The following is a 26,813-nucleotide window of genomic DNA, read 5'->3' on the forward strand; positions in this document are numbered from 1 at the left end:
CTGCGCCGGCGCTTACTGGTGATGGCGGTCGTCGTGGCCGTTGTTGTGCGGCGCCTGCGGCGGCGGGCTGCTCTGGACGTGCGGTGCGGGCATCGACGGCCGCGGCTCCATGCGCGGCGGCTGCGTCTGCGGACGCGGCTCCACATGCGGCGCCTGCATCTGCGGCCGGGCTTCCACATGGGGCGGGGGCAGTTGCGGCCGCGGCAACGCCTGCATCTGCATCGCCGGCGGCTGCTGCCGCGGCGCCTCGCGAGCGGGCGCCAGCGGGCGATATTCGTTCGCACGCGGCGGCGCGACGTCCTGGCGCGGCGCGGGCGGCGCGTAGTCGGCACGCGGGCGCGGCGCCGGGGTCGCATTATCGGGCCGTGGCTGCCCGTGCTGCGCCGGCGCGGAGAAATCGGGGCGGGGTTGCGGCGCCGGGACAGCGAGGTCGGCCCGCGGGTTCGGCAATGCGCGCGGCGTCGGAGCGGCTTCGGCCGGCCGCGCGGCCGGCGCCGGTGTGGCGTCCGGGTGCGATGGCTGCATCGCGCTTCGCACCGGCGGCAGTGCGTTCTGTCCTGCCGGATGGAGCGCGGTCGGCGCGCCGGACGGGCCGGGCGCCGCGCGCTGCCGGTCGATCGGCGGGTGCGGCTGCATCCACGCGGGCGACGGCGCAGGCGCGGCCTGCGCCAAGCGCGCACCGCCGCGCAGGTCGGGCGCGTTGCCGAACGATGGCGGATGCGGGACGCCGGGCTCCGGTGCCGCGGCGGCGTGCTGGCCCGCGGGCGCGTTGCCGTTCATCAAGTGGGGCGCATTCGCAGGCTCGCCGTTCGCCGGGTGGCCGCCGTGCGTGGCGCCCAGCAGCGCGGCCGCGCCCAGGCCGGCGGCGGCAGCGCCGACACCGGCCGCCGCGAGGCCGGACGGGCCCGATGGGCTCGCATGCGCGGCGCCGGGCTGGCCTTCGGCCTGCGCACGCGTCGGCTGCACGACCGGGCCGTGCGGATTGACGAGCTGCACGTTGCGCATCGCCCAGCTGCTCTCGTGCGGATTGCCGGGCACCTTGACCGGGCGCGGCGTGTAGTCGGGCGGCACGGAGGTTTTCACCACCGGCGCGCCCGCACCGGGCACGCGTGCGCCTTGCTGGACCAGATGCTCGGCCGCCCGGTCGCGGAACGCGGGCGGCACGGCCGGGTTGCGCGTCGCGACGACCGGATGCTGCGCGACGGCGGCCGGCGGACGATAGGCGGCGTTGCGCAACCCGCCGGTGAAGCTCTGGCGCACCGGCGCGATGCCCGGCGTGCCCGGCGTCACGTGTGCGTTGCGCCACTGCTGCGGGTCGACATGCTGCGCGAAGTGCGCGACCGGCTGGCCATGCACGAACGCGGTCGCGGGCACGGCCGTGATCGCATGCGGCGCGCGGTAATTGATGTACGTGTTGTTGATGTTGGTGATGTTGTTGATGTTCGTCACGTTCACGGTCTTGTTCACGTTGACGTTGTTCACCACGATGTTCTGGTTCACGCGGTCGTAGTAATGCGGGCTCCAGCCGCCCCAGCCCGGATGCCAGCGTTCGCCCGGACCGAGCGGGAACCATGCGCAGCCCGCCGCCGCGACGCCGCCGACCGTGAGCCCGATGCTCCAGTCGAAGCCGCCGCCCCCGCCGCCGACGAACGCGACGAGCGCCGGTGCATAGACGGGCGGCTCGCTGACGACGACCGGACCGGGCACCCACGCCCAGCTGTCGTCGACGTAGGCCCAGCGGCCGTAGTGATACGGCGCGAAGCCCCACGGCGCGTCGTCGACCCAGGTCCAGCCCCACGGCGCCTGCCAGATCCAGTGGCCGTCGTGGTACGGCGCCCAGCCCTCCGGCACGTCGTTCGGCACCCATGCTGCGCCGTAGGTCGGGTCCTCGCGCCACGTGCCGTTCGCGTCGAGGTCCTGATAGCCGGGAATGTCGCGCGACACGTAGCGGGCCGACACCGAGCGCTCCTCGTTGCCGTCGCGGCCGGCGGCCCACTGGTCGAACGGGTCGAGGTCGGGCGCCTGCGCCTGCTGCGCGACCTGCAGGCCGGTGCCGGTGAACACGACCTGCTGCCCGGCCGACAGCGGGTACTGGCCGTTGTCGCCGTAGACGGTCGCGCTGCCGCGCCGCACAGTGACCGTGGTGCTCGTGCCGTTCGGCGCGACGTCGACGCGGTAGTCGCCGGGGCCGGCGATGCCGAGCGCGAGGTTCGGCGTGTCGATTTCATATGACGTGCCGGGCGGCAGCGAGCGCACGTGCGTCGACACGGAGCCGAGGCCGACCTTCAGCTGCGTCGTCGTGTCGTCGAGATTCATCACCGACAGGCTCGTCGATTCGCCGAGCCGCACGGCGGTCGAGCCGATGTGCAGTTCCGAGCGCGCCCCCGTGTCGTTCCACAGCTGGTCGCCGGTGGTCAGCGGCCGGTTCACGGCGGCGTACGACCACGTATCGGTGCCGGCCGGCTCGGTCGTCACGGCGCCGGACAGGTAATTGAGCCGAGCGACGCGTCCGGGCGGATCGCCTTGCTGCTGTTGCCGGGCGGCCGCGTACGGCGGCGCGCCCGCCGACTGGGCGAACGCGGCGGGCAGCGCGGCCAGCGCGGCGAAGGCGAGCAGGGTGACGCGTGTGGTGCGTTTGAGCGTGAACAGGGTGGCCATGATGAGCGTCTTTCGTTATCCCGGCGCGTCGATTCGTGCCGTTGAATTCACAATATCCGCTCAGGCTGTTTCAGTGCTCTGTGTTTTGTAAGACCTCATGCCCGTCGTGTAACAAATCTTGTCCGGCGCGCCTGGCCGTCATGGGGCCGTAAGCCACGCGTCGAGCGCCTGCTGTCCGGGCACGGTCACGCGCAGCACGCGCGGCCGCTCGGTGCGCTCGACCCAGCCCTGCGCGCAGAAGCTGTCGAGCAGCGCCGCGCCGAGCGCGCCGCCGAGGTGCGAGCGGCGCTCGCTCCAGTCCAGGCAGCCGCACGCGAAGCGGCGCCGGCGCGTGCGCTGCTGCGCGACGTCGATGCCCCAGCGCGCGAGCGCCTGCGTGCCGAGCTCGGTCGCGTCGACCGCATCGCCCTGCGTGTTCAGCCAGCCGCGCGCGGTGAGCACGTCGAAGATGCGCACGGCGAGTTCGCCCGCCATGTGGTCGTAGCAGGTGCGCGCGTAGCGCAGCTCGGCGGGCACGGTGCGCGACGGCGGCGGAACCGGCCGGTGCGGCGCGGCCGCGCGGGCGACGTTCGCGAGCGCCTCGAGCGACGCGGCGATGTCGGCGGACGCGATCCGGTAATAACGGTGCCGGCCGCGGACGTCGAGCGCGAGCAGCCCGCCGTCGGTCAGGCGCGCGAGGTGCGCGCTGGCAGCGGACGGCGACAGCCCGGCGACCAGCGTGAGCTCGCCGGCGGGGCGGGCGCTGCCGTCCATCAGCACCCACAGCATCGCGGCCCGCCCGGGGTCGGCGATCAGCGCGCCGATGCGGCTCAGCCCCGGAAAATGGTGATCGTCGGAATCGGTCATCGTGGCGCCTCGGAGAAGGGGGATGTCTCGCAGTGTAGGCGCTGATGGTATTCGATGTTTCGCGTCAGGCTGAAATGTTGAATGCGGAGGGCCGGTGGCCCCGCGCGTACAATGGCCGGGCGCGGCGGCAGTGGGGCCGCCCCACGTGACACGATGCGACGATGAAGACGATTTTCTGCATGCTGGCGGCCGCGCTGGTCTGCGCGGCTTGCGCGCAGGGCGGCGCGAGCGCCGCGGACGACCGCGGCAGCCATATCGAAATGTACGGCGTGATAGACCAGGGTGTGACGGTGCGCCGCTGACCGGGGTCGGACCGTCCGTCCGGCGTGGCCCGCTCCCGTGCGCCGGGCCGGCCGGTGCGCCGCGACGCATTGTCGCAGCGCACCGTATAATGGGGCCGTTTGTCGTGCCCCCCGCCGCCTGGAGTCAACAAGATGTCCGCCTCGTCCCCCGCCACCGCGACCCTCGATCGCAACGAAACCGTATTCCGCTTCCTCGCCGAGCCGTCGTCCGTGAACTTCGGCGGCAAGGTGCATGGCGGCGCGCTGATGAAATGGATCGACGAGGTCGCCTACGCATGCGCGGCAGTCTGGTCGAGCCGCTATTGCGTGACGGTCAGCGTCGGCAACATCCGCTTCCAGCGTCCGATCCTGGTCGGCAACCTGGTCGAGCTGAAGGCGCGCGTCGTCGCGACGGGGCGCACCAGCATGCACATCCACGTGTCCGTGCACGCCGGCGATCCGAAGGGCGGCGTGCTGCGCCAGACGACCGACTGCCTCGTCGTGTTCGTCGCCGTCGACGAGAACGGCAACCCGCTGCCGGTGCCGCCGTTCGTGCCGGAGACCGACGAGCAGAAGCGCCTCGCGAAGTACGCGATGGACGTGCGCGCCGCGCTCGACAAGATCGTCGAGATGAAGCCCGAAGAGGTGGCGAAGGGCGCGGTCTGACGCGAGCGCCGCTGCGCCGGCCGCGTCGCGCGCCGCGCGATGCCGGCGGCGCGCGACCCGCGCGTCAGCGCGACCCGATCATCTGCTCGGGACGCACCCACGCGTCGAATTCCGCGTCGGTCAGATAGCCGAGCGCGAGCGCGGCGGCCTTCAGCGTCGTGCCTTCCTTGTGCGCCTTCTTCGCGATCTGCGCGGCCTTGTCGTAGCCGATGTGCGGATTGAGCGCCGTCACGAGCATCAACGATTCGTTGAGCAGCAGGTCGATGCGTGTGCGATTCGGCTCGATGCCGGCCGCGCAATGGTCGTTGAAGCTCTGCGCGCCGTCGGCGAGCAGCCGCACCGATTGCAGCACGTTGTGCGCGATCATCGGCCGGAACACGTTCAGCTCGAAATTGCCGCTCGCGCCGCCGACGTTTACCGCGACGTCGTTGCCGAACACCTGGCAGCACAGCATCGTCACGGCTTCGGACTGCGTCGGGTTCACCTTGCCCGGCATGATCGAGCTGCCCGGCTCGTTCTCGGGAATCGACAGCTCGCCGAGCCCGCAGCGCGGCCCGCTCGCGAGCCAGCGGACGTCGTTGGCGATCTTCATCAGGCCCGCCGCGACGGTCTTCAGCGCGCCGTGCGCGAACACCAGCGCGTCGGCGGCCGCCATCACCTCGAACTTGCTCGGCGCGGTCACGAACGGCAGCTTCGCCAGGCGGCCGATTTCGTCGGCGACGCGCACCGCGAATTCCGGATGTGCGTTCAGCCCGGTGCCGACCGCGGTGCCGCCGAGCGCGAGCTCGTACAGGTGCGGCAGTGCCGATTCGACGTGCCGGATGCCCTGGTCGAGCTGCGCGACGTAGCCGGAGAATTCCTGGCCGAGCGTGAGCGGCGTCGCGTCCTGCAGGTGGGTGCGGCCGATCTTCACGATGTCGGCGAACGCCTTCGACTTCGCGTCGAGCGTCGCGCGCAGCGTGCGCAGCGCGGGCAGCAGGTGGTTGACGATCGCATACGCGGCGGCGACGTGCATCGCGGTCGGGAACACGTCGTTCGACGACTGGCCGCGGTTCACGTCGTCGTTCGGATGGACCTTGCGCGCCTCGCCGCGCTCGCCGCCCATCAGCTCGCTTGCGCGGTTCGCGATCACCTCGTTGAGGTTCATGTTGGTCTGCGTGCCCGAGCCGGTCTGCCAGACTGCGAGCGGGAATTCGCGCGGATGGTGGCCCGCGATGATCTCGTCGGCCGCCGCGATGATCGCGTGCGCCTTGTCGTCGGCCAGCACGCCGAGCGACTGGTTCACGGCCGCCGCCGCGCGCTTCACGATCGCGAGCGCGTGGATCAGCTCCGGCGACTGCTTTTCGGTCGAGATCCGGAAATTCTGCAGCGAGCGCTCGGTCTGCGCGCCCCAGAGCCGGGCGGCCGGCACGGCGATCTCGCCGAACGTGTCGCGTTCCATCCGAACTGCTTCGTTCATGATGCACTCCTCTTCGAAAGGGGAAAGGCCGCGCGGCGCGCGGCGTCGGGCGTATCGTGGGCAGGCCGCGCCGCTCGTGCGCGGCGTCTCTTCGGCGGGCCTGGCGCAGGCCCGTGATCTGCGTGATCTGCGTGAACAGCAGCTAGCATAGCGCCGACGGCGGCTTTGCGCCGTCGGGAGCGCTCACGCGCGCAGCGTGGCGAGCGACGCGCTCTTGCGGTGGAAGCGCCACGCCATCAGCACGGCGACGCTCGCGAGCCCGGCGGCGAGCCCCCACCACAGGCCGCGCGCGCCGAGACCCGCGTGGAACGCGAGCCAGTAGCCGGTCGGAAAGCCGATGCCCCAGTAGCCGAGGGTGGCGGCGAGCATCGGCACGCGCGTGTCCTTCAGGCCGCGCAGCGCGCCGGAGCCGACCGTCTGCATCCCGTCGACGATCTGGAACACCGCGGCGATGCCGAGCAGCGACGCGGCGAGCGACACCGTGCCGGCATTGGCGGGGTCGTCGAGGCGCAGGTAGAGGCCGACGATCGCGTGCGGCGCGACGATCAGCACGAGGCCCGACAGCGACATGAACGCGACCCCGAGCCCGAGCGCGACGAAGCCCGCGTGGCGCGCGGCGACCGGCGCGCCCGCGCCGGCCCAGTAGCCGACCCGGACGTTGGCCGCCTGGCCGATCGCGAGCGGCACCATGAATGCCACCGACGCGACGTTCAGCGCGATCTGGTGCGCGGCGAGCGACGTCTCGCCGAGCACGCCGATCGTGAGGCCGGTGGCGAGGAACAGCGTCGATTCGACACCGTACGTGATCGCGACCGGCCAGCCGATGCCGATCAGCTCGCCCATCATCGGCAGCTTCGGACGCGACACGGTCACGAAGTGCTTGAACCGCTGGCGGCTGTGCAGCAGCCACACGAGCGCGAGCGCCATGAGCCAGATCGTGATCGTCGTCGCGACCGCGGAGCCGAGAAAGCCGAGGCGCGGCAGTCCGAACGCGCCGTGGATCAGCCCGTAGTTCAGCACCGCGTTGACGCCGACGCCGCCGAGCGACACCCACAGTAGCCGCCGCGCGGCGCCGATCGCGGGCAGGAACGAGCGCATCAGGCCGACGCCGATCAGGCTGCCGAGCGCGGCGAAGCGCAGGATGCCCGTGTATTCGCCGACGTTGCGCGCGAGCGTCGGCGGCTCGTGGAACATCAGCAGGATCGGCTCGGAAAGCGACAACGCGACGATCGCGGGGATCGCGAGCAGCACGGACAGCGCGAAGCCCGTCCAGTAGATGTGCGGCACGCGATGATCGGCTTTCGCGCCGCGCGCGTGCGCGACGCTGACGCTGACCGACGACAGGACGCCCTGCAGCACCGTGACGATGACGAAGAAGAAGTTCGCGCCGAGGCCGCCCGCCGCGAGCGAGTCGGGGCCGAGCGAGCCGAGCAGCACGGTGTCGGTGACGCTCATCGCCATCTGCGACAGTTGCGCGATGGCGAGCGGGGCGGCGAGACGCGCGGTATCGGCGGCGTGACTGGACAGGGAGGGCGGCGCGGCGGCCGTCCGCGAGAGACCGGAATGCGACATGGAATGAGCGCCTGCGCGGGTGCCGGCCCGCGCTGTGTTTATTTTGAGAGAGGCGCCTAGCTTACGGGTTTATTCGCACCCTGTCGAACGGGGGGGCGATGGCCCTGTCGCGGGCAGGGTCGGGTGCGGCGTGGCGCGGCCGGACGCTTGCGCTACGCGCCGTGCACCGCGATCCGCGTGTCGCCGAGCAGCACGACCTGGCCTGCGCGGATCTTGCAGGTCTTGCGGAGTTCGACTGCGCCGTCGACCTTCACCGCGCCGGACGCGACGATCACTTTCGCGGAGCCGCCGCTGTCGGCGAGGCCGGTGATCTTCAGGAGGTTGTGCAACTCGACGAATTCGCCGGTCAGCGTGAAATCCAGATTGGGCATGACGAGGAAAGCGCGCGGGGCGCGGGATGAATCGCCCCGCATCATACGGCACCGGGGGCCTGCGCGCGAGCGCGGCGATGCGGCGTCAGCCCGGGATGTTAAAGAGTGTGAGCCATTCGTCAGCAAATGAAACGGTGGGTAACAGTCTGCGAGATCGGCGAACCCGTCCCGCGAACGCCGGGTCTCTAGCCGTACCTGCTGCGTGTTGCGGCGGGGGACGCGATGGACCGCACCGATGCAGTCCACGCCAACAACTTCTTGAGGAGGATAGCCATGTCCAAGATTCGTATGATGTTGATCGGTGCCGCGCTGACGGCGTTCGCGACTTCGGCTGCGTTCGCGCAGACTGCGGGCGCACAGGGCTCGGCAGGCGCCGGCGTGCAGGTGCAGACGCCGGCCGCCGGTGCGGGCGTGCAGGGCGGCACCGATGCGTCGGGCGGCGCGACCGGCGCAATGAGCTCGGCGACCGACGAGGCGAAGGACGCCGCGTCGTCGGCCGTCCACTCGACGAAGAAGCACGTCAAGCACGCCGCGAAGTCGGCGAAGGGTCATGCCAACGCCGCGAAGGCGAAGGCCGGCGAAGCCGCCGACGGCGACGCATCGATTGGCGTGAAGGGCGGTGCGTCGGCCGAAGGCGCCACGCAGTAACGTCGTTCGTCCGCCGCGCGACGGTCGCCCCGGAAGGCGCGTCGTGCCGGCGGCGTCAACCCGGCGGCCCGGTTCGCATCGCGCGGACCGGGCCGTTGTTCATGGGCGCGAGCGCGCGGTCACGGTCGGCGCTGTTCGGGCGTCTGGCCCTGTTGCGTGCGCATCGCGGGCGGCGAGAACACGCTGCGCAGCCACGCGGCAAGGCGCGCGAACACGTCGTATGGTTCCTCGACGAAGATTTCCGGCTTCAGGAGCCGCAGGTATTCCATGATCTGCTGCGCTTCCGCCTTCTGGAACGAGCCGTGCGCAAGCGCCAGCCGCAGCAGCCCGCGCAGTTCGCCGAGCTTGTCGCGCGCCGTGCTGCCGACGCTCATCTCGCACGCGAGCTTGGCTTCGTAGATCCGCTGCCGCAGCGATTCCGCGAGCCGCCAGGCGGGCGTCTGCATCTGCTCCTCGAGCGCCTGGATGTCCTGCACCGCGCTCTTGATCTGCGCGGCGAGCGGATCGATCAGGGTCACATCGCCCTGCGCTTCGGCGACGATCGCCTTCGCCCAGTCGCGGCACGCCTTCGCCAGCTCGTCGGGCGTCCATTCCGTACGCGACGCGAAGCCAAAGCCGAATTCGCCGGCCTGGCGCATCAGGATCGCGACGACGTCGGGGAATTCCTTGTCGAGCGTGCGTTTGGCCCATGCATACTGGCCGCCCTGCAGCATTCGCTGCACGGCGTGCTCGGTGAGCGGCACCATGTTGTCGAGCAGTTTTGCGCGCAGGAAATCCTCGAACGACGGCGTCGCGAATTGCGGGTCGAGTTTCAGCGACACGCGCACGAATGCGTCGTAGTCCTTGCGCAAGGACGAGAGCGTGTCGTCCTTGAGGGAAAGGGTGATCTGGCCCATGAATCGTCTCGGTGGCGGCCCGCGCCGGCCGGATGCCGGGATCGCACGCCGGCGCCGGCGCGTCGTCGACGGTCCGGCTCACGCCGGGACCGACGGCGGGTCTTCAACCGTTTATCGGCCGGGCGGCGCGAAACTTGAGCGGAACGCGCGCTCGCGCGTTCCGGCGCCGGTTCAGCCGGGCAGCCAGCCGTGCGGCAGCACCACACCCTGCCAGAAGAAGAACACCGCGAGCCCGGCCGCGATCGTCACGAGCGGCCGGCGCGTCGCCGCCGACACGAGCACTGCGGCGAGCGCGCCGACGAGCTGCGGATTGCGCCACGTCAGCTCGGCCGCGCCGCCGTGCGGCGACACGGTCATCGGCACGATGATCGCGGTCAGCACGGTGACCGGCACGAAGCCGAGCGCCGTGCGCACGAGCGGCGGGAATGTCAGCCGCTCGCCGAACAGGAACAGCGTTGCGCGGATCGCATAGGTGATGGCGGCCATGCCGAGGATCAGCAGCGCGTAGCTCACGATGCGGCCTCCGGGTGCGAGCCGGCGCGCGCGCGCTCCTGCAGCAGCGTCAGCGCGACGCCGACGACGACGCCCGCCGCGACTGCGCCCAGCAGGCCGAGCTTGTACGGCCAGCCCTGCCAGTAATACGCGAGCACGCCGGCCGTCGCGGCGGCCGAGAAGTAGCGCAGCGTGCCCAGTTGCGGCACGACGATCGCGATGAAGGTCGCCGCCATCGCGAAGTCGAGACCGAGCGACTGGAGCCCCGGGAATGCCGAGCCGAACCCCAGGCCGGCGAGCGTCCAGACCTGCCAGTTCACGTACATCGCGAGTCCCGAGCCGAAGAAGTAGTGCGGGCCGATCGCGCCCGGCTGGAAATGCCGGTAGTGCGCGTACGCGACCGCGAACACCTCGTCTGTCATCAGCGCGCCGAGCGTCGCGCGCCAGCGCAGCGGCAGGTGGGCGACGTACGGCGCGAGCGTCGCGCTGTAAAGCAGGTGGCGCAGGTTGACGATCAGCGTCGTCGCGAGCACGACGACGAAGCCCGCGCCGCCCGCGACGAGCCCGAGCGCGATGAACTGCGCAGAGCCGGCGAACACGGTCAGCGACATCAGCGCGCCGTGCCAGCCGGCGAGCGGGCCGCCGGCAACGAGCGTGCCGAAGATCACGCCGAACGGCGCTGCGCCGACCATCATCGGGATCGTGTCGCGGGCGCCGTCGAGCCATTCGTTCAGCGGACGGCGTGGGGATAACGTGGGTGATTGATTCAAGATGGCTCCTCCATATGCGGGAGGATAGCGGGCCGGCGAACGGGCGGCTTGTACGTTCTTGCGCAGCCGGGCGAGGCCATGCCGTGCCGTGCGTCGGGCGGCCCGCAGCGCTGCGCCGGGGCGTCAGCGCGTCTGCCAGCGTCCCGGCGGCACGCCGAACATCCGCCTGAAGTGCCGGGTGAAATGGCTCTGGTCGACGAAGCCGCTGGCGGCGGCGACCTCGGCGACGGCCACGCCCGCGCGCAGCGGCGCGAGCGCGCGCTGCAACCGCAGCTGGTTGCGCCACGCGTGCGGCGGCATGCCGGTCGTGCGCGTGAACAGGCGCGCCGCATGGAACGGCGACAATCCTGCCGCCTGCGCGATCTCGTCGAGCGTGACCGCGCACGTCAGATCGGCGGCAAGCCGCTCGCGCATCGCTTCGACGCGCGGTTCGTCCGCGGCGAGCGACGCTGGCCGCAGATGCGCGTCCGCGTGGCGCACGATCAGTGTCGAGAACGCGTCGAGCATCGCCGTCTCGGCGGCAAGCGGGTCGTAGATCCGCGGCGCGTCGGGCATCGCGGTGTCGTCGGCAGGCGGCCCGTACTCGTGGGGCGCCGTCGCGCGAACGCTGCCGGCCTCCATCATCCGGTGCGCCCGCGCGACCCGGGCCGCGAGATCCGGATCGCGGATCACGTCGTGCGGAAACCACGGCGCGTCCTGCGGGCGTCCGGCGATCGTGCTCGCGAGCGACCGGATGAACTCGACCGGCGCGTAGCAGACCCGGTAGCGCCAGCCGTCGTCGGCCGCGCGCGAGCCGGTGTGCACTTCGCCGGGATTGATCACGGGGACGGTGCCCGATTCGGCGATATGGCCCGCGCCGCGACAGACATAGCGTTCGGCGCCTGCTTCGATGACGGGGATCGTGTACGCGTCGTGCCAGTGCGGCGTGAACGTGTGGTCGCGATAGGTGGCCGTGACGAGATCCGCATCCGGCAGGAGCGGGGTGCGCCAGTAGCGGGCGGAATCTCGGAGGCGGGAGGCGGACATGGCGGGCGCTGGAACGGGCGAATCGACAGTGTAGTCCCGCGCGCCGGGCGCCGCTTACTTGACGGGGATCGTCGTGCCGGCCGGCACGGGTACCGCGGTCACGGCGTTCTTCGGGCTGCCGCTGACGACCCGGTCGCTGTAGGTCAGGTAGACGAGCGTGTTGCGCTTCTTGTCGACCACGCGCACGACGTGCAGCGTCTTGAAGATGAACGACATGCGCTCGCTGAACACGTCGGTCTGCTGCTTGAGCGGGCCGGTGAAGCTGATCGGGCCGACCTGCCGGCACGCGATCGACGCCTCGCTCGGATCCTCGGCGAGGCCGAGCGAGCCCTTGATCCCGCCGGTGCGTGCGCGCGACACGTAGCAGGTCACGCCGGCGACGAGCGGGTCGTCGTAGGCTTCGACGACCACGCGGTCGGAACCCGTCAGGCGGAAATTGGTGTTGACGCTGCCGACTTCCTCCGCGTGCGCGAGCGGCGCGGCGGCAAGCGTTGCGAGGAGGAGGGCGGACAGCGCGACGGCGGCAAGACGGCTCTTCATCGGCGAAATCTGAAGCGATTGCGGGACAGAAACTCTAGCACGCGCGGATCGCGTTATCGTGCCGGCGCCGGAAAAACAAAAGGCCCGTCGCTTGACGGGCCTTTCGCTGTTTGGCTCCCCGACCTGGGCTCGAACCAGGGACCTACGGATTAACAGTCCGGCGCTCTACCGACTGAGCTATCGGGGAATAAATCGGTACATTCTGCGTTTGGTGGCCATCAAAAAACCCGTCCACTTTCAACGGGCTCTTTGCATTTTTGGCTCCCCGACCTGGGCTCGAACCAGGGACCTACGGATTAACAGTCCGGCGCTCTACCGACTGAGCTATCGGGGAACAAACAGCAGAGAAACGAGATTGTATGGAGTATCGGCTAGGCTGTCAACACTTTTGATGCCCGCCGCGCAAAATTTTTTTCTGCGCGGCATGCGCGCGATCAGCGCTCGAGCAGATGCAGCTTTTCCTGCACGTCCTTCCAGTCGTCCGCGTCGGCCGGCGCCGGCTTCGTCTTCGTGATCGACGGCCAGTTCTTCGCCAGCTCGGCGTTCAGCGCGGTGAACTGCTGCTGATCGCCCGGAACGTCTTCTTCGGCATAGATCGCATTGGTCGGGCACTCGGCAACGCACACGGCGCAGTCGATGCACTCGTCCGGATCGATGGCGAGAAAGTTGGGACCTTCACGGAAGCAATCCACCGGGCATACATCCACGCAATCCGTGTATTTGCACTTGATGCAGCCTTCGGTCACAACGTGAGTCATTAAAACGCTCCTGCTTGGCGGTCGATAGGTATATATGGGGTGGCGTGTGCGCCAAAAGCGGCATTGTAACTGATGCGCAAAACCCGCATGCCGTGGTCGGCTTTCCAGCTTATACCGTTTCGTGATTAGTTTATGAGGGCCCGCCCAGGGGGCGCGCGCAGGGCAGCGCGCCGCGGTTTCCCGATGGTCCGGCCCGCATTCGGGTAACATGGCCGGCAGACCGGGCGGCGCGCGGTGCGCCGGGGCCGGTTCCGAAATTGGCGGTGCCGTCACCATGATCATCACTTCGCTGCTCGACACGGATCTCTACAAGTTTACGATGATGCAGGTCGTCCTGCATCACTTCCCGGCCGCAAGCGTCGAATACCGCTTCAAGTGCCGCACGCCCGGCGTCGATCTCGTGCCGTACATCGACGAGATCCGCGACGAGGTGCGCGGCCTGTGCGCGCTGCGCTTCACCGACGTCGAGCTCGACTACCTGCGCCGGATGCGCTTCATCAAGAGCGACTTCGTCGATTTCCTCGCGCTCTTTCACCTGAACGAGAAATACATCTCGGTCACGCCGTCGCCGAAGGGCAACGGCGAGATCGACATCGAGATCAAGGGGCCGTGGCTGCACACGATCCTGTTCGAGATTCCGGTGCTCGCGATCGTCAACGAGGTGTACTTCCGCAACACGCAGCGCGAGCCCGACTACCGCGAGGGCCGCGGGCGGCTGTGCGAGAAGATCAAGCTGCTCGGCGCGAAGCCGGAATTCGCCGACTGCAAGATCGCCGACTACGGCACGCGCCGGCGCTTCTCGAAGGTGTGGCACGAGGAGGTCGCGCGCACGCTGCGCGACGGCCTCGGCCCGCAGTTCGCCGGCACGAGCAACGTGCTGTACGCGATGAAGCACGACATCACGCCGCTCGGCACGATGGCGCACGAATACCTGCAGGCGTGCCAGGCGCTTGGCCCGCGGCTGCGCGACTCGCAGACCTACGGCTTCGAGATGTGGGCGAAGGAATACCGTGGCGACCTCGGCATCGCGCTGTCGGACGTGTACGGGATGGACGCGTTCCTGCGCGACTTCGACATGTACTTCTGCAAGCTGTTCGACGGCGCGCGCCACGATTCGGGCGATCCGTTCGAATGGGGCGAGCGGATGATCTCGCACTACGAAGCGAACCGCTGCGACCCGCGCACCAAGGTGCTGGTGTTCTCCGACGCGCTCGACATCCCGAAGGTCATGCAGCTGTACGAACGGTTCCGCGGCCGCTGCAAGCTCGCGTTCGGCGTCGGCACCAACCTGACCAACGATCTCGGCTACGTGCCGCTGCAGATCGTGATCAAGATGGTCCGCTGCAACGGCCAGCCGGTCGCGAAGCTGTCCGACTCGCCGGGCAAGAGCATGTGCGACGACAAGGCGTATCTCACGTACCTGCGCCAGGTGTTCGGCATCGCGCAGCCGGTCGACGACGCGTCGCAGTAGCCGTCGGCCGTTCGGCCGAAGGTGCGTGGCGAGAGGGGCGGCCGGTATAATCCGACGGTATCGCCCGCCAACGTCACGAGGACCGTTCATGGACACTTCCGCTGCCCGTCGCCAGATCCTCGCGCGCATCCGCGCCGCGCAGGGGCGCGCGGCCGAGCCGGACGCGACGGAGCGCGAAGGTGTCGACGACTACCTCGCCCGTCATCCGCAAGGCCCGCGTCCGCCGGTGCCGGCCGACCTGGTCGCCGCGTTCGTCGACGAAGCGACGAAGCTCGCGACGACCGTCGACGAAGTCGCGACGCTGGCCGACGCACCTGCCGCCGCGGCTCGCTACCTGTCGGCGCATGGCCTGCCGATGCAGGCTGTCGCGTGGCGCACGCTGGCCGATCTCGACTGGGCGGGCGCGGGGCTGGCCGTCGAATGCCGCAAGCCGGCCGACGGCGATCTCGTCGGCCTGACCGGCTGCTTCTGCGCAACGGCGGAAACCGGCTCGCTGGTTCTGCTGTCCGGTCCCGATACCTATGCGTCGGCCGGCCTGCTGCCGGAGACGCATATCGCGATCGTGCCCGCGTCGCGGATCGTTGCCGGCCAGGAGGACGCGTTCGCGCTGATCCGCGCGGAGCGCGGCGAATTGCCGCGTGCGGTCAATTTCGTGTCCGGCCCGTCGCGCACGGGCGACATCGAGCAAACCATCGTGCTGGGCGCGCACGGCCCGTACCGCGTTCACGTGATCGTCGTGCGGGGCGCGTGACGCGCCCGCTGCATCCACCACTGTTCAACAAAGGAAGTTCCGCATGAAACGACATGCCGCCTGGGCGGGCATGGCGTCGGGGGCTGCGCTTGGCGCCGCTCCCGCGCTCGCATCGGCCGCGACGCTCGACGGCGCCACGCTGTCCGCACTGTGGGGCGTCCCGTTCGCCGGGATCCTGCTGTCCATCGCGCTGTTCCCGCTCGCAGCGCCCGTGTTCTGGCATCACCACTTCGGCAAGATCGCGGCCGCGTGGGCCGTCGCGTTCCTGGCGCCGTTCGCCGTCGTGTTCGGCGCGGGCACCGCGCTCGGCATGCTCGTGCACGCGCTGCTCGAGGAGTACATCCCGTTCATCGTGCTGCTCACCGCGCTCTATACCGTCGCGGGCGGGATCTGCGTGAACGGCAACCTGCACGGCACGCCGAAGCTCAACACCGCGATCCTCGCGCTCGGCACGCTGCTCGCCAGCGTGATGGGCACGACCGGCGCCGCGATGCTGCTGATCCGCCCGCTCTTGCGCGCAAACGACAATCGCAAGCACGTCGTGCACGTCGTGGTCTTCTTCATCTTCCTCGTCGCGAACGCGGGCGGCTCGCTGTCGCCGCTCGGCGATCCGCCGCTGTTCCTGGGCTTCCTGAACGGCGTGAGCTTCTTCTGGACGACGACGCATCTCGCGCTGCCGATGCTGTTCATCTGCGCGGTGCTGCTGACGATCTTCTTCGCGCTCGACACGTATTTCTACCGGAAGGGCGGCGAGGCGCGGCCGGCCGTGCTCGACCCGACGCCCGACGGCGGCGGGCTGTCGATCGAAGGCAAAGTCAACTTCGTGCTGCTCGCGGCGGTGATCGGCCTCGTGCTGACGAGCGGAATCTGGAAGCCCGGCGTCACGTTCGACGTGTGGGGCACGCACGTCGCGCTGCAGAACCTGGTCCGCGACGTCGCGCTGGTCGTCGTGACGTTCGCGTCGCTCGCGCTGACGCCGCGTTCCGCGCGCGAGGGCAACGCATTCAACTGGGCGCCGATCGAGGAAGTCGCGAAGCTGTTCGCGGGCATCTTCGTGACGATCGCGCCGGTGATCGTGATCCTGCGCGCGGGCGCGGACGGCGCGTTCGCGCAGATCGTCCATCTCGTCACGGGGCCGGACGGCAAGCCGGTCGACGCGATGTATTTCTGGGCGACGGGCCTCCTGTCGTCGTTCCTCGACAATGCGCCGACCTACCTCGTGTTCTTCAACCTCGCGGGCGGCGACGCACAGTCGCTGATGACGACCGGCGCGACGACGCTTGCAGCGATTTCCGCGGGCGCCGTGTTCATGGGCGCGAACAGCTACATCGGCAACGCGCCGAACTTCATGGTGAAGGCGATCGCCGAGTCGCGCGGCGTGAAGATGCCGAGCTTCTTCGCGTATCTCGGCTGGGCGGTCGTGATCCTGGTGCCGGTGTTCCTGCTGACGACGTGGCTGTTCTTCACGGCGTAAGCTGGCGGTTTTCAACAAGGAGCGGGCGGCTTGAGAATGAGCCGCCCGTGCATGCGGAGATGGCGATGCAGAAGATCCTGGTCGCGCGTCCGATCTTCCCGGACGTGATCGAACGGCTCAAGCAGTATTTCGAGGTCGATTGGAACCACGGCGACGCGCTCGCGCCCGATGCGCTCGCCGCGCGCCTGGCCGACAAGGACGGCGCGCTGACGGCGGGCGACCCGATCGGCGCGTCCACGCTCGCGGCGGCGCCGCGCCTGCGCGTCGTATCGAACATGGCGGTCGGCTACAACAACTTCGACATGGCCGCGTTCAACGCGGCGAACGTGCTCGGCACCAACACGCCGGACGTGCTGAACGAATCCACCGCCGATTTCGGCTGGGCGCTGATGATGGCGGCCGCGCGGCGCATCGCCGAATCCGAGCACTGGCTGCGCGCCGGACGCTGGCAGAAGTGGGAATACGACGGCTTCCTCGGCCACGACATCTACGGCTCGACGCTCGGCATCATCGGCATGGGCCGTATCGGGCAGGCGCTCGCGCGCCGCGCGCAAGGCTTCGGCATGCAGGTGATCTATCACAACCGGTCGCAGGTCGCGCCCGAGATCGAAGCGGAGCTGAACGCCGAGTACGTGTCGAAGGAAGCGCTGCTGTCGCGCGCCGACCACGTCGTGCTCGTGCTGCCGTATACGAAGGACAACCACCATACGATCGGCGCGGCGGAGCTCGCGCTGATGAAGCCCACCGCGACGCTGACCAACATTGCGCGCGGCGGGATCGTCGACGACGCGGCGCTGGCGGCCGCGTTGCGCGACCGGAAGATCGCCGCGGCGGGCCTCGACGTGTACGAGGGCGAGCCGAGCGTGCATCCGGCGCTGCTCGAGGTGCCGAACGTCGTGCTGACGCCGCACATCGCGAGCGCGACCGAGAAGACCCGCCGCGCGATGGCGAACCTTGCCGCCGACAACCTGATCGCCGCGCTGGGCGTTGGGCCGCGGGCGGGGCGCCCGCCGAATCCGATCAACCCGGACGTGATCGGGAAGGCGCGCGCATGACGATGACGTTGTTGCTCGCGGCGGTCGTCGTGCTGGCCGTCGCGCTGGCCGTGGCGATCGTCGCAATCGTGCGGGGTGGCGGCCGCCACGACGACATGGCGGTGCTCGGCGACCAGATCGAGGACGCCGCGCACGCGCAGGCGCGCGCGGTCGAGCGGCTCGAGCGCGAACTGCGCGGCGAGATCGTCGAAGGCGCGCGCGGCTCGCGCACGGAACTGGCGGGCAGCTTCGCACGGCTGCAGCAGACGCTCGCCGCGCAGCTGACGAGCGTCGCCACCGTGCAGAACAACCAGATCGACGGTTTCGGGCAGCAGCTCGCGAAGCTCGTCGCCGGCAATGCTCAGCAGTTCGACGCGATGCGCGACAGCCTGCAGCGCCAGGCGCAGCAGGCGCGCGAGGAGCAGACCGCGGCGCTCCGGATGTTCGGCGACACGCTGAACCGCCAGCTCACGCAGCTGACCGAAGCGAACGACCGCCGGATCGGCGAAGTGCGCGCGACGCTCGAACAGCGCCTGAAGGAAATCGAGACGAACAACGCGGCGAAGCTCGAGGAGATGCGGCGCACCGTCGACGAGAAACTGCACGCGACGCTCGAGCAGCGGCTCGGCGAGTCGTTCAAGCTGGTCTCCGACCGGCTCGAGCAGGTGCATCGCGGGCTCGGCGAAATGCAGACGCTCGCGGCCGGCGTGGGCGACCTGAAGAAGGTGCTGACCAACGTGAAGACGCGCGGCACCTGGGGCGAAGTGCAGCTCGAGGCGCTGCTCGAGCAGATGCTGACGCCCGACCAGTACGCGAAGAACGTCGCGACCGTGCCGAAGAGCAGCGAGCGGGTCGAGTTCGCGATCAGGTTGCCGGGGCGCGACGCCGGCGCGAACGACGCGCCGCCGGTCTGGCTGCCGATCGACGCGAAATTCCCGCGCGAGGACTACGAGCGGCTGATCGACGCGCAGGAGCGGGCCGACGCGGCCGCGGTCGACGAGGCGGCGCGCGCGCTCGAGGCGCGCGTGAAGGCGGAAGCGCGCACGATCGCCGAGAAGTACGTCGCGCCGCCGCACACGACCGATTTCGCGCTGCTGTTCCTGCCGACCGAAGGGCTGTATGCGGAGATCCTGCGCCGCCCGGGGCTGACCGACCTGCTGCAGCGCGATTACCGCGTGACGGTGGCGGGCCCGACGACGCTCACCGCATTGCTGAACAGCTTGCAGATGGGTTTCCGGACGCTCGCGATCGAGAAGCGTTCGAGCGAGGTGTGGCAGGTGCTCGGCGCGGTGAAGACGGAATTCGGCAAGTTCGGCGACGTGCTCGCGCGCACGAAGTCGCAGCTGGAGACGGTCACCCGTTCGATCGAGGCGGCCGAGCAGCGCACGCGCGTGATGAATCGCAAGCTCAAGCAGGTGGAGGCGCTGCCGGGCGATACGGCGGCCGGTCTGCTGGGCGCGGACGGCGTCGATCCCGACGACGCGTGACCGGCGTCGGCCACGCGAGCCGTCATTGAAACGACAATGGGCGCGATGAGCGCCCATTTCTTTTGACGGCTGCGGCGGAGGCGGCCGGGTTCAGCGCCCGGCGAGCGTGTCCAGGGCGTCGCCGGTCACGCGCACGATGCGCCAGTCCGGCAACACGGTCGCGCCCATCTTCTCGTAGAAATCGATCGCGCGCCGGTTCCAGTCGAGCACCGACCATTCGAAGCGTGCGCAGCGGCGCTCGACGGCGAGCGCGGCAAGCTGCCGGAGCATCGCGGTGCCGAGGCCCGTGCCGCGCTGCGACGGCTGCACGTAGAGATCCTCGAGATACAGGCCGCGGCGGCCCACGAACGTCGAATAGTTGTGGAAGAACAGCGCATACGCGACGAGGACGCCGTCGCGTTCGGCGACGAGCGCTTCGGCCGCCGGGTGCGCGCTGAACAGCGCGTCGGCCAGATCGTGCTCGGTGGCGACGAACAGGTGCGTGAGCTGCTCGAACTCCGCCAGCTCGCGCATCAGCGCGAGGATCGCGCCGACGTCCCGCGCCTCGGCCGCGCGGATCAGCGGGCTGCCGCTCACGCTTCCTCCGGCGGGTCGGACAGCACGATCTCGATGCCGCCGAAGCGCGACGCAACCCAGTTGTATGCATGGCAGGCGATCCACAGCAGCACGAAGCCGACCACCGCGTTCAGCAGCAGCGCGCTCAGGATCGTGCTCAATTCGACCATTCCGAAGCGGACGTACGCGACGAGAATGCCGAGCAGGACGATCGGCACGCTGAACGTCAGGTAGACGAGGATCAGCGCCTTGGCGGTCTGTCCCGCGGCGATCGACAAAATTTGTTTCTTCATGTGTGGATAGCCCCCGTAGTGATACCGATAAATGGAATTCAGATCAGGCCGTCGAACGGCAGGATGTCGACCGGCGCGCCGGCGTCGACCGCGCCCGCGTCGTGGCCGAGAACGATGAAGCAGTTGGCGGCCGCGAGCCCGCTCAGCGATGCGGAGCTCTGCGAGCCGGCCGGTGCGACATGCCAGCCGCCGTCGGCGGCGCGCGTGGCGATGCCGCGCAGGTATTCGGCGCGGCCCGGCCGCTTCTTCAGCGGCTGTGTGCTGAGCGCGGTGTACAGCGCGGGCGGCGGCGTCTGCGCACCGGCCATCGCAAGCAGCGCAGGGCGGACGATCGCATGGAACGTCACCGCGGCTGCCACCGGGTTGCCGGGCAGTCCGAAGAACAGCGCGCCGCGTTCACCGGCGGACGATGGCGCGAGGCTCCCGCACGCGAGCGGCCTGCCGGGACGCAGCGCGAGACTCGCGAACGTGACGTCGCCGAGCCGCGCCATCACGTCGCGCGTGAAATCGGCCTCGCCGACCGATACGCCGCCCGACGTGATCACCGCATCCGCGTGCGCGGCGACCGCGTCGCGCAGCGCCGCTTCGAGCGCGGCCGGATCGTCGCGGACGATGCCGAGATCGAGCGGTTCGGCGTTCAATCGAGCGAGCATCGCGACGAGCATCCCGCGATTGCTGTCGTACAGCGTGCCGCGGTCGAGCGGCGTGCCCGGCGCGCGCAATTCGTCGCCGGTCGAGAACACGGCGACGCGCAGGCGGCGGCGCACGGTCACGTCGGCGTGGCCGAACGACGCGAGCAGGCCGAGGTCGGCCGGGCGCAGGATGCGGCCCGCGGCGAGCGCGCAGGCGCCGCGCGCGAGATCCTCGCCGGCCTTGCGGCAGTTCGCGCCGCGTGATGCGTCGCGCGCGACGAACCGGATCGCGCCGTCCAGGGCGGTCACCCGCTCCTGCGGGACCACGGTGTCGCATCCGGCCGGCAGCGGCGCGCCCGTCATGATGCGGATGCAGCCGCGCGCGGGCACGGCGCCGTCGAACGGGTGGCCGGCGAACGCCGCGCCCGCGATCGCGAGCGTCACGTCGCCGTCCGGCGATGCGTGCGCACATTCGTCGCCGTCGAACGCATAGCCGTCCATCGCCGAATTGTCGTACGCGGGGATGTCGAACGGCGCCGTCACGTCGGCCGCGAGCACGCGGTCGAGCGCGTCGCGCAACGGCACCGTGTCGCACGCGTCGACCGGCGCCGCGCAGCGGCACGCGAGCGCCTGCGCGTCGGCGAGCGACAGCGGCACATCGTGGTCGGCTGCGGATCGGGAAGCTGGCGAGGATGGCGTGGTCATGAGTCGGGCTGCGCCGCGAGGCGTATCGGGTTGGTGGCCGGGGTTCGTGGCCGGCTGGGCGATGGCGGCGCGTAAGCGCGGGATCGCAGGCGGCGGGCGGCGCGCGGGAACCGGGCCGGCGCCGTCAGCGACGGGCGAGCGCGGCGAGTTCCTGCCAGGAGTTGGCATTGTAAAACGCACGCTCGTCATGAAACTCGACTTCGACCGTCTTGTGGCGCGCGTACCACGCACGCACCTTGCGGTCGCCGGCGTCGAGCCGCGCCGCGAGATCGTCGGCCAGCGACGTGCGCAGCAGCGCGAACGTCGGCTGCGGAGCGCGCTGGCACTGCGCGTCGACCGTGACTGCCATGGCAATGTCGGCTTGCTGCGCGTCGAGCGCCGCATGGAGCCGCGCGACCAGATCCTCGGGCAGGAACGGCGAGTCGCACGGCGCGCAGGCAACGAGCGGTGCGCGCGCGGCGCGCATGCCGGCGAGCAGGCCCGCGAGCGGGCCGGGGAAGTCGTGCGTCGCGTCGGGCACCACGTGCGCGCCGAACGGCGCGCCCAGTTCCGCATAGCGCTCCGGATGGCGGTTCGCGCTGATCAGCGTTTCGTCGACCTGCGGTGCGAGCCGGCGCAGCACGTGCAGCGCGAGCGGCGTGCCGTCCAGCAGTTGCAGGCCCTTGTCGACGCCATCCATGCGCGTCGCGCGGCCGCCCGCGAGCAGCAGGCCGGCGATCGACGGGAGCGGGGCAGCGGCCATCGCGCGTCAGCCGCCGATGTACGACATTTCGACGCGCTTGCCCGCGCGGTCGGCCGCCGTGTCGGCCATTGCGCTGCCGCGCAGTTGCGAGTAGCGGTCGGTGCGGGCCTGCCAGATGCGCGCGATCGCGGTGGCGATCTCGGCGTCGCTCGCGCCGTTGCGCACCAGCGCGCGCAGGTCGTGGCCGGCCGTCGCGAACAGGCACAGGTACAGCTTGCCTTCGGTCGACAGGCGCGCGCGCGTACAGTCGCCGCAGAACGCCTGCGTGACGCTGGAGATCACGCCGATCTCGCCGCCGCCGTCCGCGTAGCCCCAGCGCTGCGCGGTCTCGGCCGCGGTGTGGGCCTCGAGCGGCACGAGCGGGAAATGCTCGGCGATGCGCGCGACGACGTCGGCGGACGGCAGCACCTCGGTCATGTTCCAGCCGTTCGACGTGCCGACGTCCATGTATTCGATGAAGCGCAGCACGACGCCGGTGCCGCGGAAGCGCGCCGCCATCGGCAGGATCTCGCTGTCGTTGGTGCCGCGCTTCACGACCATGTTGACCTTGACCGGCTCGAGGCCGGCGGCCTGCGCGGCGAAGATGCCGTCGAGCACGTCGGCGCTCGCGAAGTCGGCGTCGTTCATGCGCCGGAACAGCGTGTCGTCGAGCGCGTCGAGGCTGACCGTCACGCGCTTGAGCCCGGCGTCCTTCAGCACGCGCGCCTTGCGGGCGAGCAGCGAGCCGTTGGTGGTCAGCGTCAGGTCGAGCGGGCGGCCGTCGTGGGTCGTCAGGCGCGCGAGGCGCTCGATCAGGAATTCGAGGTTCTTGCGCAGCAGCGGCTCGCCGCCCGTGATGCGGATCTTCTCGACGCCGTGCGCGACGAACAGCCGCGCGATCCGCTCGATTTCCTCGAGCGTCAGCAGCGCGCTATGCGGCAGGAACGGGTAATCCTTGTCGAACACCGCGCGCGGCATGCAGTACACGCAGCGGAAGTTGCAGCGATCCGTCACCGAGATGCGCAGGTCGCGCAGCGGACGCGCAAGCGTGTCGTGCAGCAGGCCATCCGGGGTGTGCGCGGCGCCGGAGACATCCGGCAACCCGCTGACGTCGGCGAGGGGAATGATGCGTCGGGACATGTTGAAAGCGGTACGAGCCAGACCTCTATTCTAGCCGCAAGCGCCGGGGCGGGCTGCGGGCGGAAAACCCGCAGCCCGGACGTAAAAAAGCCCGCCGAAGCGGGCTTTCGTGACGGCGGACGCGATCAGTGATGCGTCGTTTCCACCTGCTGCATCGGCGTCGTGTCGACCGGCGGCAGCGCCTTGCGCTCACGCGGCACGCGAGCCTGCCGCGGGAGCTGCGCGGCGGCGTCCTGGGCGGCGCGGAACTTGTCGGCGTCCGTGCTCACCCAGACGAGCCCGGCTTGCGTCAGCACCGTCTCCAGGCTGGCCGAGGCGGGCGCGGCAGCAGCCGGTTGCGCCTGCTCGACGACCGGGGCGGCCACGGCAGCTTCGGCCGGCGCCGCTTCGACGCGAACCGGTTCGGCTGCCACTGCCGGGGCGGCTTCGATAGTCGCGACCGGGGCGGCTTCGGCGACCGGCGCGGGTTGCGGCGCTGCGACGGCCGCAGGCGCTTCCGGCACTTCCAGCGCATCGTTCGGCGAGACCGCGACCGGGGCGGGGCCGGCTTCGGCCGCTGCGACCGGCGCAGCAGTTTCAACCGGTTGCGCCGCAACGGCGGGTTCGACCGCGGCGACGGCCGGTGCGGGCTCGACGCGAGCCGGCTCCGGCTGCGTGTCGGCAGCGGCAGGCTCTGCGTGCGCGACCGCTTCCGCAACGACGGCGCCGGCTGCCGCGACAGCCGCCACGACTGCCGGTGCTGCCGCGTGCGGCGCCTCGGCGACCGGCGCTGCGTGCGCCACGGGCTCCGCTGCCGGTGCGACAGCGGCTTCGCCTTCGGCGTCTTCCGCTGCGTGGGCGACGATCGTGCCGTCTTCCTCGCGCTCACGACGACCGCCGCGGCGGCCGCGACGGCGGCGGCGGCGTTCCTCGCCGTCACGCGCGCCGGCTTCGGCGTCGGCCGTCACCTCGGCGCCCGGCAGGGCGGCGGCATCGGCCTTGTCGGCTTCGAGTTCCGGATGGCTTTCGCCGCGGGTGACCGTTTCGAGCGTGGCCGCATGCTGGGTCGGCTTGCGGCGCTCGCCGCGCTCGCGACGTTCGCCGCGTTCCTGGCGCTCGCCGCGACCGGCTGCCTCGACGGCTTCCGGCTGCTCGACGCGCTCGCGCGGCTCGCGGCTTTCACGCGGCTCGCGGGTTTCGCGACCCTCGCGGCCCTCGCGGCCCTCGCGCGGCTCGCGTTGGCCACGGCCCTCGCGACCTTCACGCGGCTCGCGTGCTTCGCGCGCTTCCTTGCCTTCGCGTTCCGGACGCTGCGGCTGGCCGCCACGGCCAGCTGCGGCCTGGTCGCGACCGCCTTGCGGCTGCTGGGCGCCGCCGCGGCGGTTGCGATTGCGATCGCCGCCGCGTTCGCCGCGCTGCTCGGACTTCTCGGTGCGCTCGCGGGCCGGGCGGGCGGCCTGCTCCTTCACGGGGGCCGGAGCCGGAGCCGGCGCGGATGCCGGCTGCATGCCGAACAGGCCCTTCAGCCAGCCGATGATGCCGCCGCTTGCAGCGGCGACCGGGGCGGGCGCGGGCGTCGGCTCGGCCGGACGCTGCGGCGCCGGGCTCGGCGCCGGACGCTCGGGCGTGATGCCCTTGACCGCGGCTTCCTGCTTCGGCTTCACTTCGGCGGCGCGCTTGCTGTAGCCGGTTTCCGATTCCAGCTCGCGGGCGGCTTCCTCGGCCATCTTCCACGATGCGCGCGGATCGTCGAGGCGTGCGTCGTCGTGACGCAGGCGCTCGAGCTTGTAGTGCGGCGTATCGAGGTGCTTGTTCGGGATCAGCACGATGCCGACCTTGAAGCGCGACTCGATCTTGTTGATTTCCTGGCGCTTTTCGTTGAGCAGGAAGGCGGTCACCTCGACCGGCACCTGGCAGTGGATCGCCGCGGTGTTTTCCTTCATGGCTTCTTCCTGAATGATCCGCAGGACTTGCAGCGCGGACGATTCGGTGTCGCGGATATGGCCGGTGCCGTTGCAGCGCGGGCAGGTCACATGGCTGCCTTCGGACAGCGCCGGGCGCAGCCGCTGGCGCGACAGCTCCATCAGGCCGAAGCGCGAGATCTTGCCCATCTGCACGCGGGCGCGGTCATGCTTGAGCGCGTCCTTCAGGCGCTGCTCGACCTCGCGCTGGCTCTTGGCCGATTCCATGTCGATGAAATCGATCACGATCAGGCCGCCGAGGTCGCGCAGTCGCAGCTGGCGGGCGACTTCGTCGGCCGCCTCGAGGTTGGTGCGGGTCGCCGTTTCCTCGATGTCCGCGCCCTTGGTCGCGCGCGCCGAGTTCACGTCGATCGCGACGAGCGCCTCGGTGTGGTCGATCACGATCGCGCCGCCCGACGGCAGCGGCACCGTGCGCGAATACGCGGTCTCGATCTGGTGCTCGATCTGGAAGCGCGAGAAGAGGGGCACGTCGTCGTGGTAGCGCTTCACCTTCGACACGTTGTCCGGCATCACGATGTCCATGAATGCACGGGCCTGATCGTGGATTTCGGTCGTGTCAATCAGGATTTCGCCGATGTCCGGCTGGAAATAGTCCCGGATCGCGCGGATCACGAGGCTCGATTCCAGGTAGATCAGCATCGGCTCGCCCGAGCGGCCGCTCTGCGATGCGGCTTCGATCGCGCGCCACAGCTGCAGCAGGTAGTTCAGGTCCCACTGCAGTTCCTCGGCGCTGCGGCCGATGCCCGCGGTACGGGCGATCATGCTCATGCCGTCCGGAATCTGCAGCTGCGCCATCGTTTCGCGCAGTTCCTGGCGCTCGTCGCCCTCGATGCGGCGCGACACGCCGCCGCCGCGCGGGTTGTTCGGCATCAGCACGAGGTAGCGGCCGGCGAGCGAGATGAACGTCGTGAGCGCCGCGCCCTTGTTGCCGCGCTCTTCCTTCTCGACCTGGACGATCAGCTCCTGGCCTTCGCGCAGCGCATCCTGGATGCGCGCGGAGCGCATGTCGACGCCTTCCTTGAAGTACTGGCGGGCGACTTCCTTGAACGGCAGGAAGCCGTGGCGGTCTTCGCCGTAGTTGACGAAGCAGGCTTCGAGCGACGGCTCGATGCGGGTGATGATGCCTTTGTAGATATTGCCTTTGCGTTGTTCGCGTCCGGCGGTTTCGATATCGATGTCGATGAGTTTTTGCCCATCGACGATGGCGACGCGCAGTTCTTCCTGCTGCGTCGCGTTGAACAACATGCGTTTCATGAACGACTCCAGGCGGCTCTGCTGCCGGCGCCTCGCGGTTGTCAGCCGCAAGGGCGGGAACGACGACAGGCCGCGCCTTGTTGTGTTGTCACAAGCACGCTGGAGCGGGATCGATGGCGGGGAGAATTGCCTGAAGAGGCGCTTGGGTCCCGAACGACGGGGCCGGCGGCCATAGGGCACCTGCGAATACGGCTTCAAAGCACGGCGTCGACACTCCGCACGCTGCACAAGCGCGCTAAGCCTCAGACCGGGCACTGCCGCGGGCGCGCACAAAAAGTCGCGCGCGCCGACGGGCGGCAGATGCTGCGGCTTGGGCCGCAGCGGGGAGTATCGAATCCAGCCCGACTTTCCC

25 protein-coding genes and 2 tRNA genes are annotated in these 26,813 nt (G+C 70.1%); 8 read left to right on the forward strand and 19 right to left on the reverse strand.

Going from position 1 to position 26,813, the window contains the following annotated elements; translation table 11 throughout:
• Positions 1–12 precede the first annotated feature (12 nt).
• On the reverse strand, positions 13–2,658 hold the full coding sequence (locus ACFIMZ_RS05885) for a DUF6600 domain-containing protein (protein ID WP_431821809.1): 2,646 nt from the start codon (positions 2,656–2,658) through the stop codon (positions 13–15).
• A 138-nt stretch (positions 2,659–2,796) separates the two neighbouring features.
• The gene (locus ACFIMZ_RS05890) at positions 2,797–3,504 is read right to left on the reverse strand and encodes an ArsR/SmtB family transcription factor (protein WP_431821810.1); all 708 of its coding nucleotides are present in this window, start codon (positions 3,502–3,504) and stop codon (positions 2,797–2,799) included.
• A 161-nt stretch (positions 3,505–3,665) separates the two neighbouring features.
• Between ACFIMZ_RS05890 and ACFIMZ_RS05895 the strand changes: the two genes are divergently transcribed.
• Together ACFIMZ_RS05895 and ACFIMZ_RS05900 are read left to right on the forward strand one after the other, a co-directional pair.
• Positions 3,666–3,806 carry a hypothetical protein gene (locus ACFIMZ_RS05895; protein ID WP_167389796.1) on the forward strand — a complete coding sequence of 47 codons (141 nt, stop codon included), beginning with the start codon at positions 3,666–3,668 and terminating at the stop codon, positions 3,804–3,806.
• A gap of 132 nt (positions 3,807–3,938) precedes the next feature.
• On the forward strand, positions 3,939–4,451 hold the full coding sequence (locus tag ACFIMZ_RS05900; RefSeq protein WP_084901615.1) for an acyl-CoA thioesterase: 513 nt from the start codon (positions 3,939–3,941) through the stop codon (positions 4,449–4,451).
• Between the two features lie 64 nt (positions 4,452–4,515).
• On the opposite strand, the gene fumC is transcribed toward ACFIMZ_RS05900, so the two are convergent.
• The 3 genes from fumC to ACFIMZ_RS05915 all read right to left on the reverse strand — a co-directional run bounded on the left by fumC (position 4,516) and on the right by ACFIMZ_RS05915 (position 7,853).
• Entirely contained in the window at positions 4,516–5,910 is a 1,395-nt protein-coding gene (gene fumC / locus ACFIMZ_RS05905) for a class II fumarate hydratase (protein ID WP_431821811.1), read from the reverse strand.
• Between the two features lie 183 nt (positions 5,911–6,093).
• Complete coding sequence (norM, locus tag ACFIMZ_RS05910; RefSeq protein ID WP_431821812.1) at positions 6,094–7,482, reverse strand: multidrug efflux MATE transporter NorM; 1,389 nt, start codon at positions 7,480–7,482, stop codon at positions 6,094–6,096.
• A 152-nt stretch (positions 7,483–7,634) separates the two neighbouring features.
• Positions 7,635–7,853, reverse strand: a complete 219-nt coding sequence (locus ACFIMZ_RS05915; RefSeq protein WP_059564720.1) for an RNA-binding S4 domain-containing protein — start codon at positions 7,851–7,853, stop codon at positions 7,635–7,637.
• A gap of 273 nt (positions 7,854–8,126) precedes the next feature.
• On the opposite strand from ACFIMZ_RS05915, the gene ACFIMZ_RS05920 reads away from it, so the two are divergent.
• Complete coding sequence (locus tag ACFIMZ_RS05920) at positions 8,127–8,501, forward strand: hypothetical protein (protein ID WP_431821813.1); 375 nt, start codon at positions 8,127–8,129, stop codon at positions 8,499–8,501.
• 119 nt (positions 8,502–8,620) lie between these two features.
• Here ACFIMZ_RS05920 and ACFIMZ_RS05925 read toward each other — a convergent pair whose 3' ends face one another.
• The 8 genes from ACFIMZ_RS05925 to fdxA all read right to left on the reverse strand — a co-directional run bounded on the left by ACFIMZ_RS05925 (position 8,621) and on the right by fdxA (position 12,983).
• The gene (locus ACFIMZ_RS05925) at positions 8,621–9,397 is read right to left on the reverse strand and encodes a DUF4088 family protein (RefSeq protein ID WP_431821814.1); all 777 of its coding nucleotides are present in this window, start codon (positions 9,395–9,397) and stop codon (positions 8,621–8,623) included.
• Between the two features lie 171 nt (positions 9,398–9,568).
• Positions 9,569–9,910 carry an AzlD domain-containing protein gene (locus tag ACFIMZ_RS05930; protein ID WP_431821815.1) on the reverse strand — a complete coding sequence of 114 codons (342 nt, stop codon included), beginning with the start codon at positions 9,908–9,910 and terminating at the stop codon, positions 9,569–9,571.
• Complete coding sequence (locus ACFIMZ_RS05935) at positions 9,907–10,659, reverse strand: AzlC family ABC transporter permease (protein ID WP_431821816.1); 753 nt, start codon at positions 10,657–10,659, stop codon at positions 9,907–9,909. Before ACFIMZ_RS05935 ends, ACFIMZ_RS05930 begins: the two co-directional genes overlap by 4 nt.
• Before the next feature lie 123 nt (positions 10,660–10,782).
• Positions 10,783–11,685, reverse strand: a complete 903-nt coding sequence (locus tag ACFIMZ_RS05940) for an AraC family transcriptional regulator (RefSeq protein WP_431821817.1) — start codon at positions 11,683–11,685, stop codon at positions 10,783–10,785.
• Positions 11,686–11,739: 54 nt separating this feature from the next.
• Positions 11,740–12,225 carry a CreA family protein gene (locus tag ACFIMZ_RS05945; protein ID WP_431821818.1) on the reverse strand — a complete coding sequence of 162 codons (486 nt, stop codon included), beginning with the start codon at positions 12,223–12,225 and terminating at the stop codon, positions 11,740–11,742.
• A gap of 111 nt (positions 12,226–12,336) precedes the next feature.
• Positions 12,337–12,412, reverse strand: a tRNA-Asn gene (locus ACFIMZ_RS05950).
• Positions 12,413–12,483: 71 nt separating this feature from the next.
• Positions 12,484–12,559 (reverse strand) — tRNA-Asn (locus tag ACFIMZ_RS05955).
• A gap of 100 nt (positions 12,560–12,659) precedes the next feature.
• Positions 12,660–12,983 carry a ferredoxin FdxA gene (gene fdxA / locus ACFIMZ_RS05960; protein WP_084901636.1) on the reverse strand — a complete coding sequence of 108 codons (324 nt, stop codon included), beginning with the start codon at positions 12,981–12,983 and terminating at the stop codon, positions 12,660–12,662.
• 274 nt (positions 12,984–13,257) lie between these two features.
• Between fdxA and pncB the strand changes: the two genes are divergently transcribed.
• The 5 genes from pncB to rmuC all read left to right on the forward strand — a co-directional run bounded on the left by pncB (position 13,258) and on the right by rmuC (position 19,200).
• A complete protein-coding gene (pncB, locus tag ACFIMZ_RS05965) occupies positions 13,258–14,454 on the forward strand; it encodes a nicotinate phosphoribosyltransferase (RefSeq protein ID WP_431821819.1) in 1,197 nt (398 codons plus the stop codon).
• A gap of 88 nt (positions 14,455–14,542) precedes the next feature.
• Positions 14,543–15,205, forward strand: a complete 663-nt coding sequence (locus ACFIMZ_RS05970; RefSeq protein ID WP_431821820.1) for a LutC/YkgG family protein — start codon at positions 14,543–14,545, stop codon at positions 15,203–15,205.
• A gap of 43 nt (positions 15,206–15,248) precedes the next feature.
• Positions 15,249–16,679, forward strand: coding sequence for a sodium:proton antiporter (locus tag ACFIMZ_RS05975; protein WP_431821821.1), 1,431 nt, complete (start codon positions 15,249–15,251; stop codon positions 16,677–16,679).
• A 65-nt stretch (positions 16,680–16,744) separates the two neighbouring features.
• Entirely contained in the window at positions 16,745–17,734 is a 990-nt protein-coding gene (locus tag ACFIMZ_RS05980; protein ID WP_431821822.1) for a 2-hydroxyacid dehydrogenase, read from the forward strand.
• The gene (gene rmuC / locus ACFIMZ_RS05985) at positions 17,731–19,200 is read left to right on the forward strand and encodes a DNA recombination protein RmuC (protein ID WP_431821823.1); all 1,470 of its coding nucleotides are present in this window, start codon (positions 17,731–17,733) and stop codon (positions 19,198–19,200) included. Before ACFIMZ_RS05980 ends, rmuC begins: the two co-directional genes overlap by 4 nt.
• Positions 19,201–19,290: 90 nt before the next feature.
• On the opposite strand, the gene ACFIMZ_RS05990 is transcribed toward rmuC, so the two are convergent.
• The 6 genes from ACFIMZ_RS05990 to ACFIMZ_RS06015 all read right to left on the reverse strand — a co-directional run bounded on the left by ACFIMZ_RS05990 (position 19,291) and on the right by ACFIMZ_RS06015 (position 26,461).
• Positions 19,291–19,776 (reverse strand): N-acetyltransferase family protein, encoded by a 486-nt coding sequence (locus ACFIMZ_RS05990; RefSeq protein ID WP_431821824.1) that lies wholly within the window; start codon positions 19,774–19,776, stop codon positions 19,291–19,293.
• Positions 19,773–20,048: a hypothetical protein gene (locus tag ACFIMZ_RS05995; RefSeq protein WP_431821825.1), complete on the reverse strand. Its 276-nt coding sequence runs from the start codon at positions 20,046–20,048 to the stop codon at positions 19,773–19,775. Before ACFIMZ_RS05995 ends, ACFIMZ_RS05990 begins: the two co-directional genes overlap by 4 nt.
• A gap of 38 nt (positions 20,049–20,086) precedes the next feature.
• The gene (gene moeA, locus ACFIMZ_RS06000; RefSeq protein ID WP_431821826.1) at positions 20,087–21,385 is read right to left on the reverse strand and encodes a molybdopterin molybdotransferase MoeA; all 1,299 of its coding nucleotides are present in this window, start codon (positions 21,383–21,385) and stop codon (positions 20,087–20,089) included.
• Between the two features lie 124 nt (positions 21,386–21,509).
• Positions 21,510–22,127, reverse strand: coding sequence for a molybdenum cofactor guanylyltransferase MobA (gene mobA, locus ACFIMZ_RS06005; RefSeq protein ID WP_431821827.1), 618 nt, complete (start codon positions 22,125–22,127; stop codon positions 21,510–21,512).
• Between the two features lie 6 nt (positions 22,128–22,133).
• A complete protein-coding gene (moaA, locus tag ACFIMZ_RS06010; protein WP_431821828.1) occupies positions 22,134–23,246 on the reverse strand; it encodes a GTP 3',8-cyclase MoaA in 1,113 nt (370 codons plus the stop codon).
• 125 nt (positions 23,247–23,371) lie between these two features.
• On the reverse strand, positions 23,372–26,461 hold the full coding sequence (locus ACFIMZ_RS06015) for an Rne/Rng family ribonuclease (RefSeq protein WP_431821829.1): 3,090 nt from the start codon (positions 26,459–26,461) through the stop codon (positions 23,372–23,374).
• Between the last annotated feature and the right edge of the window lie 352 nt (positions 26,462–26,813).

It is taken from the genome of Burkholderia sp. F1, assembly GCF_050813845.1.
GTDB lineage: Bacteria > Pseudomonadota > Gammaproteobacteria > Burkholderiales > Burkholderiaceae > Burkholderia > Burkholderia ubonensis.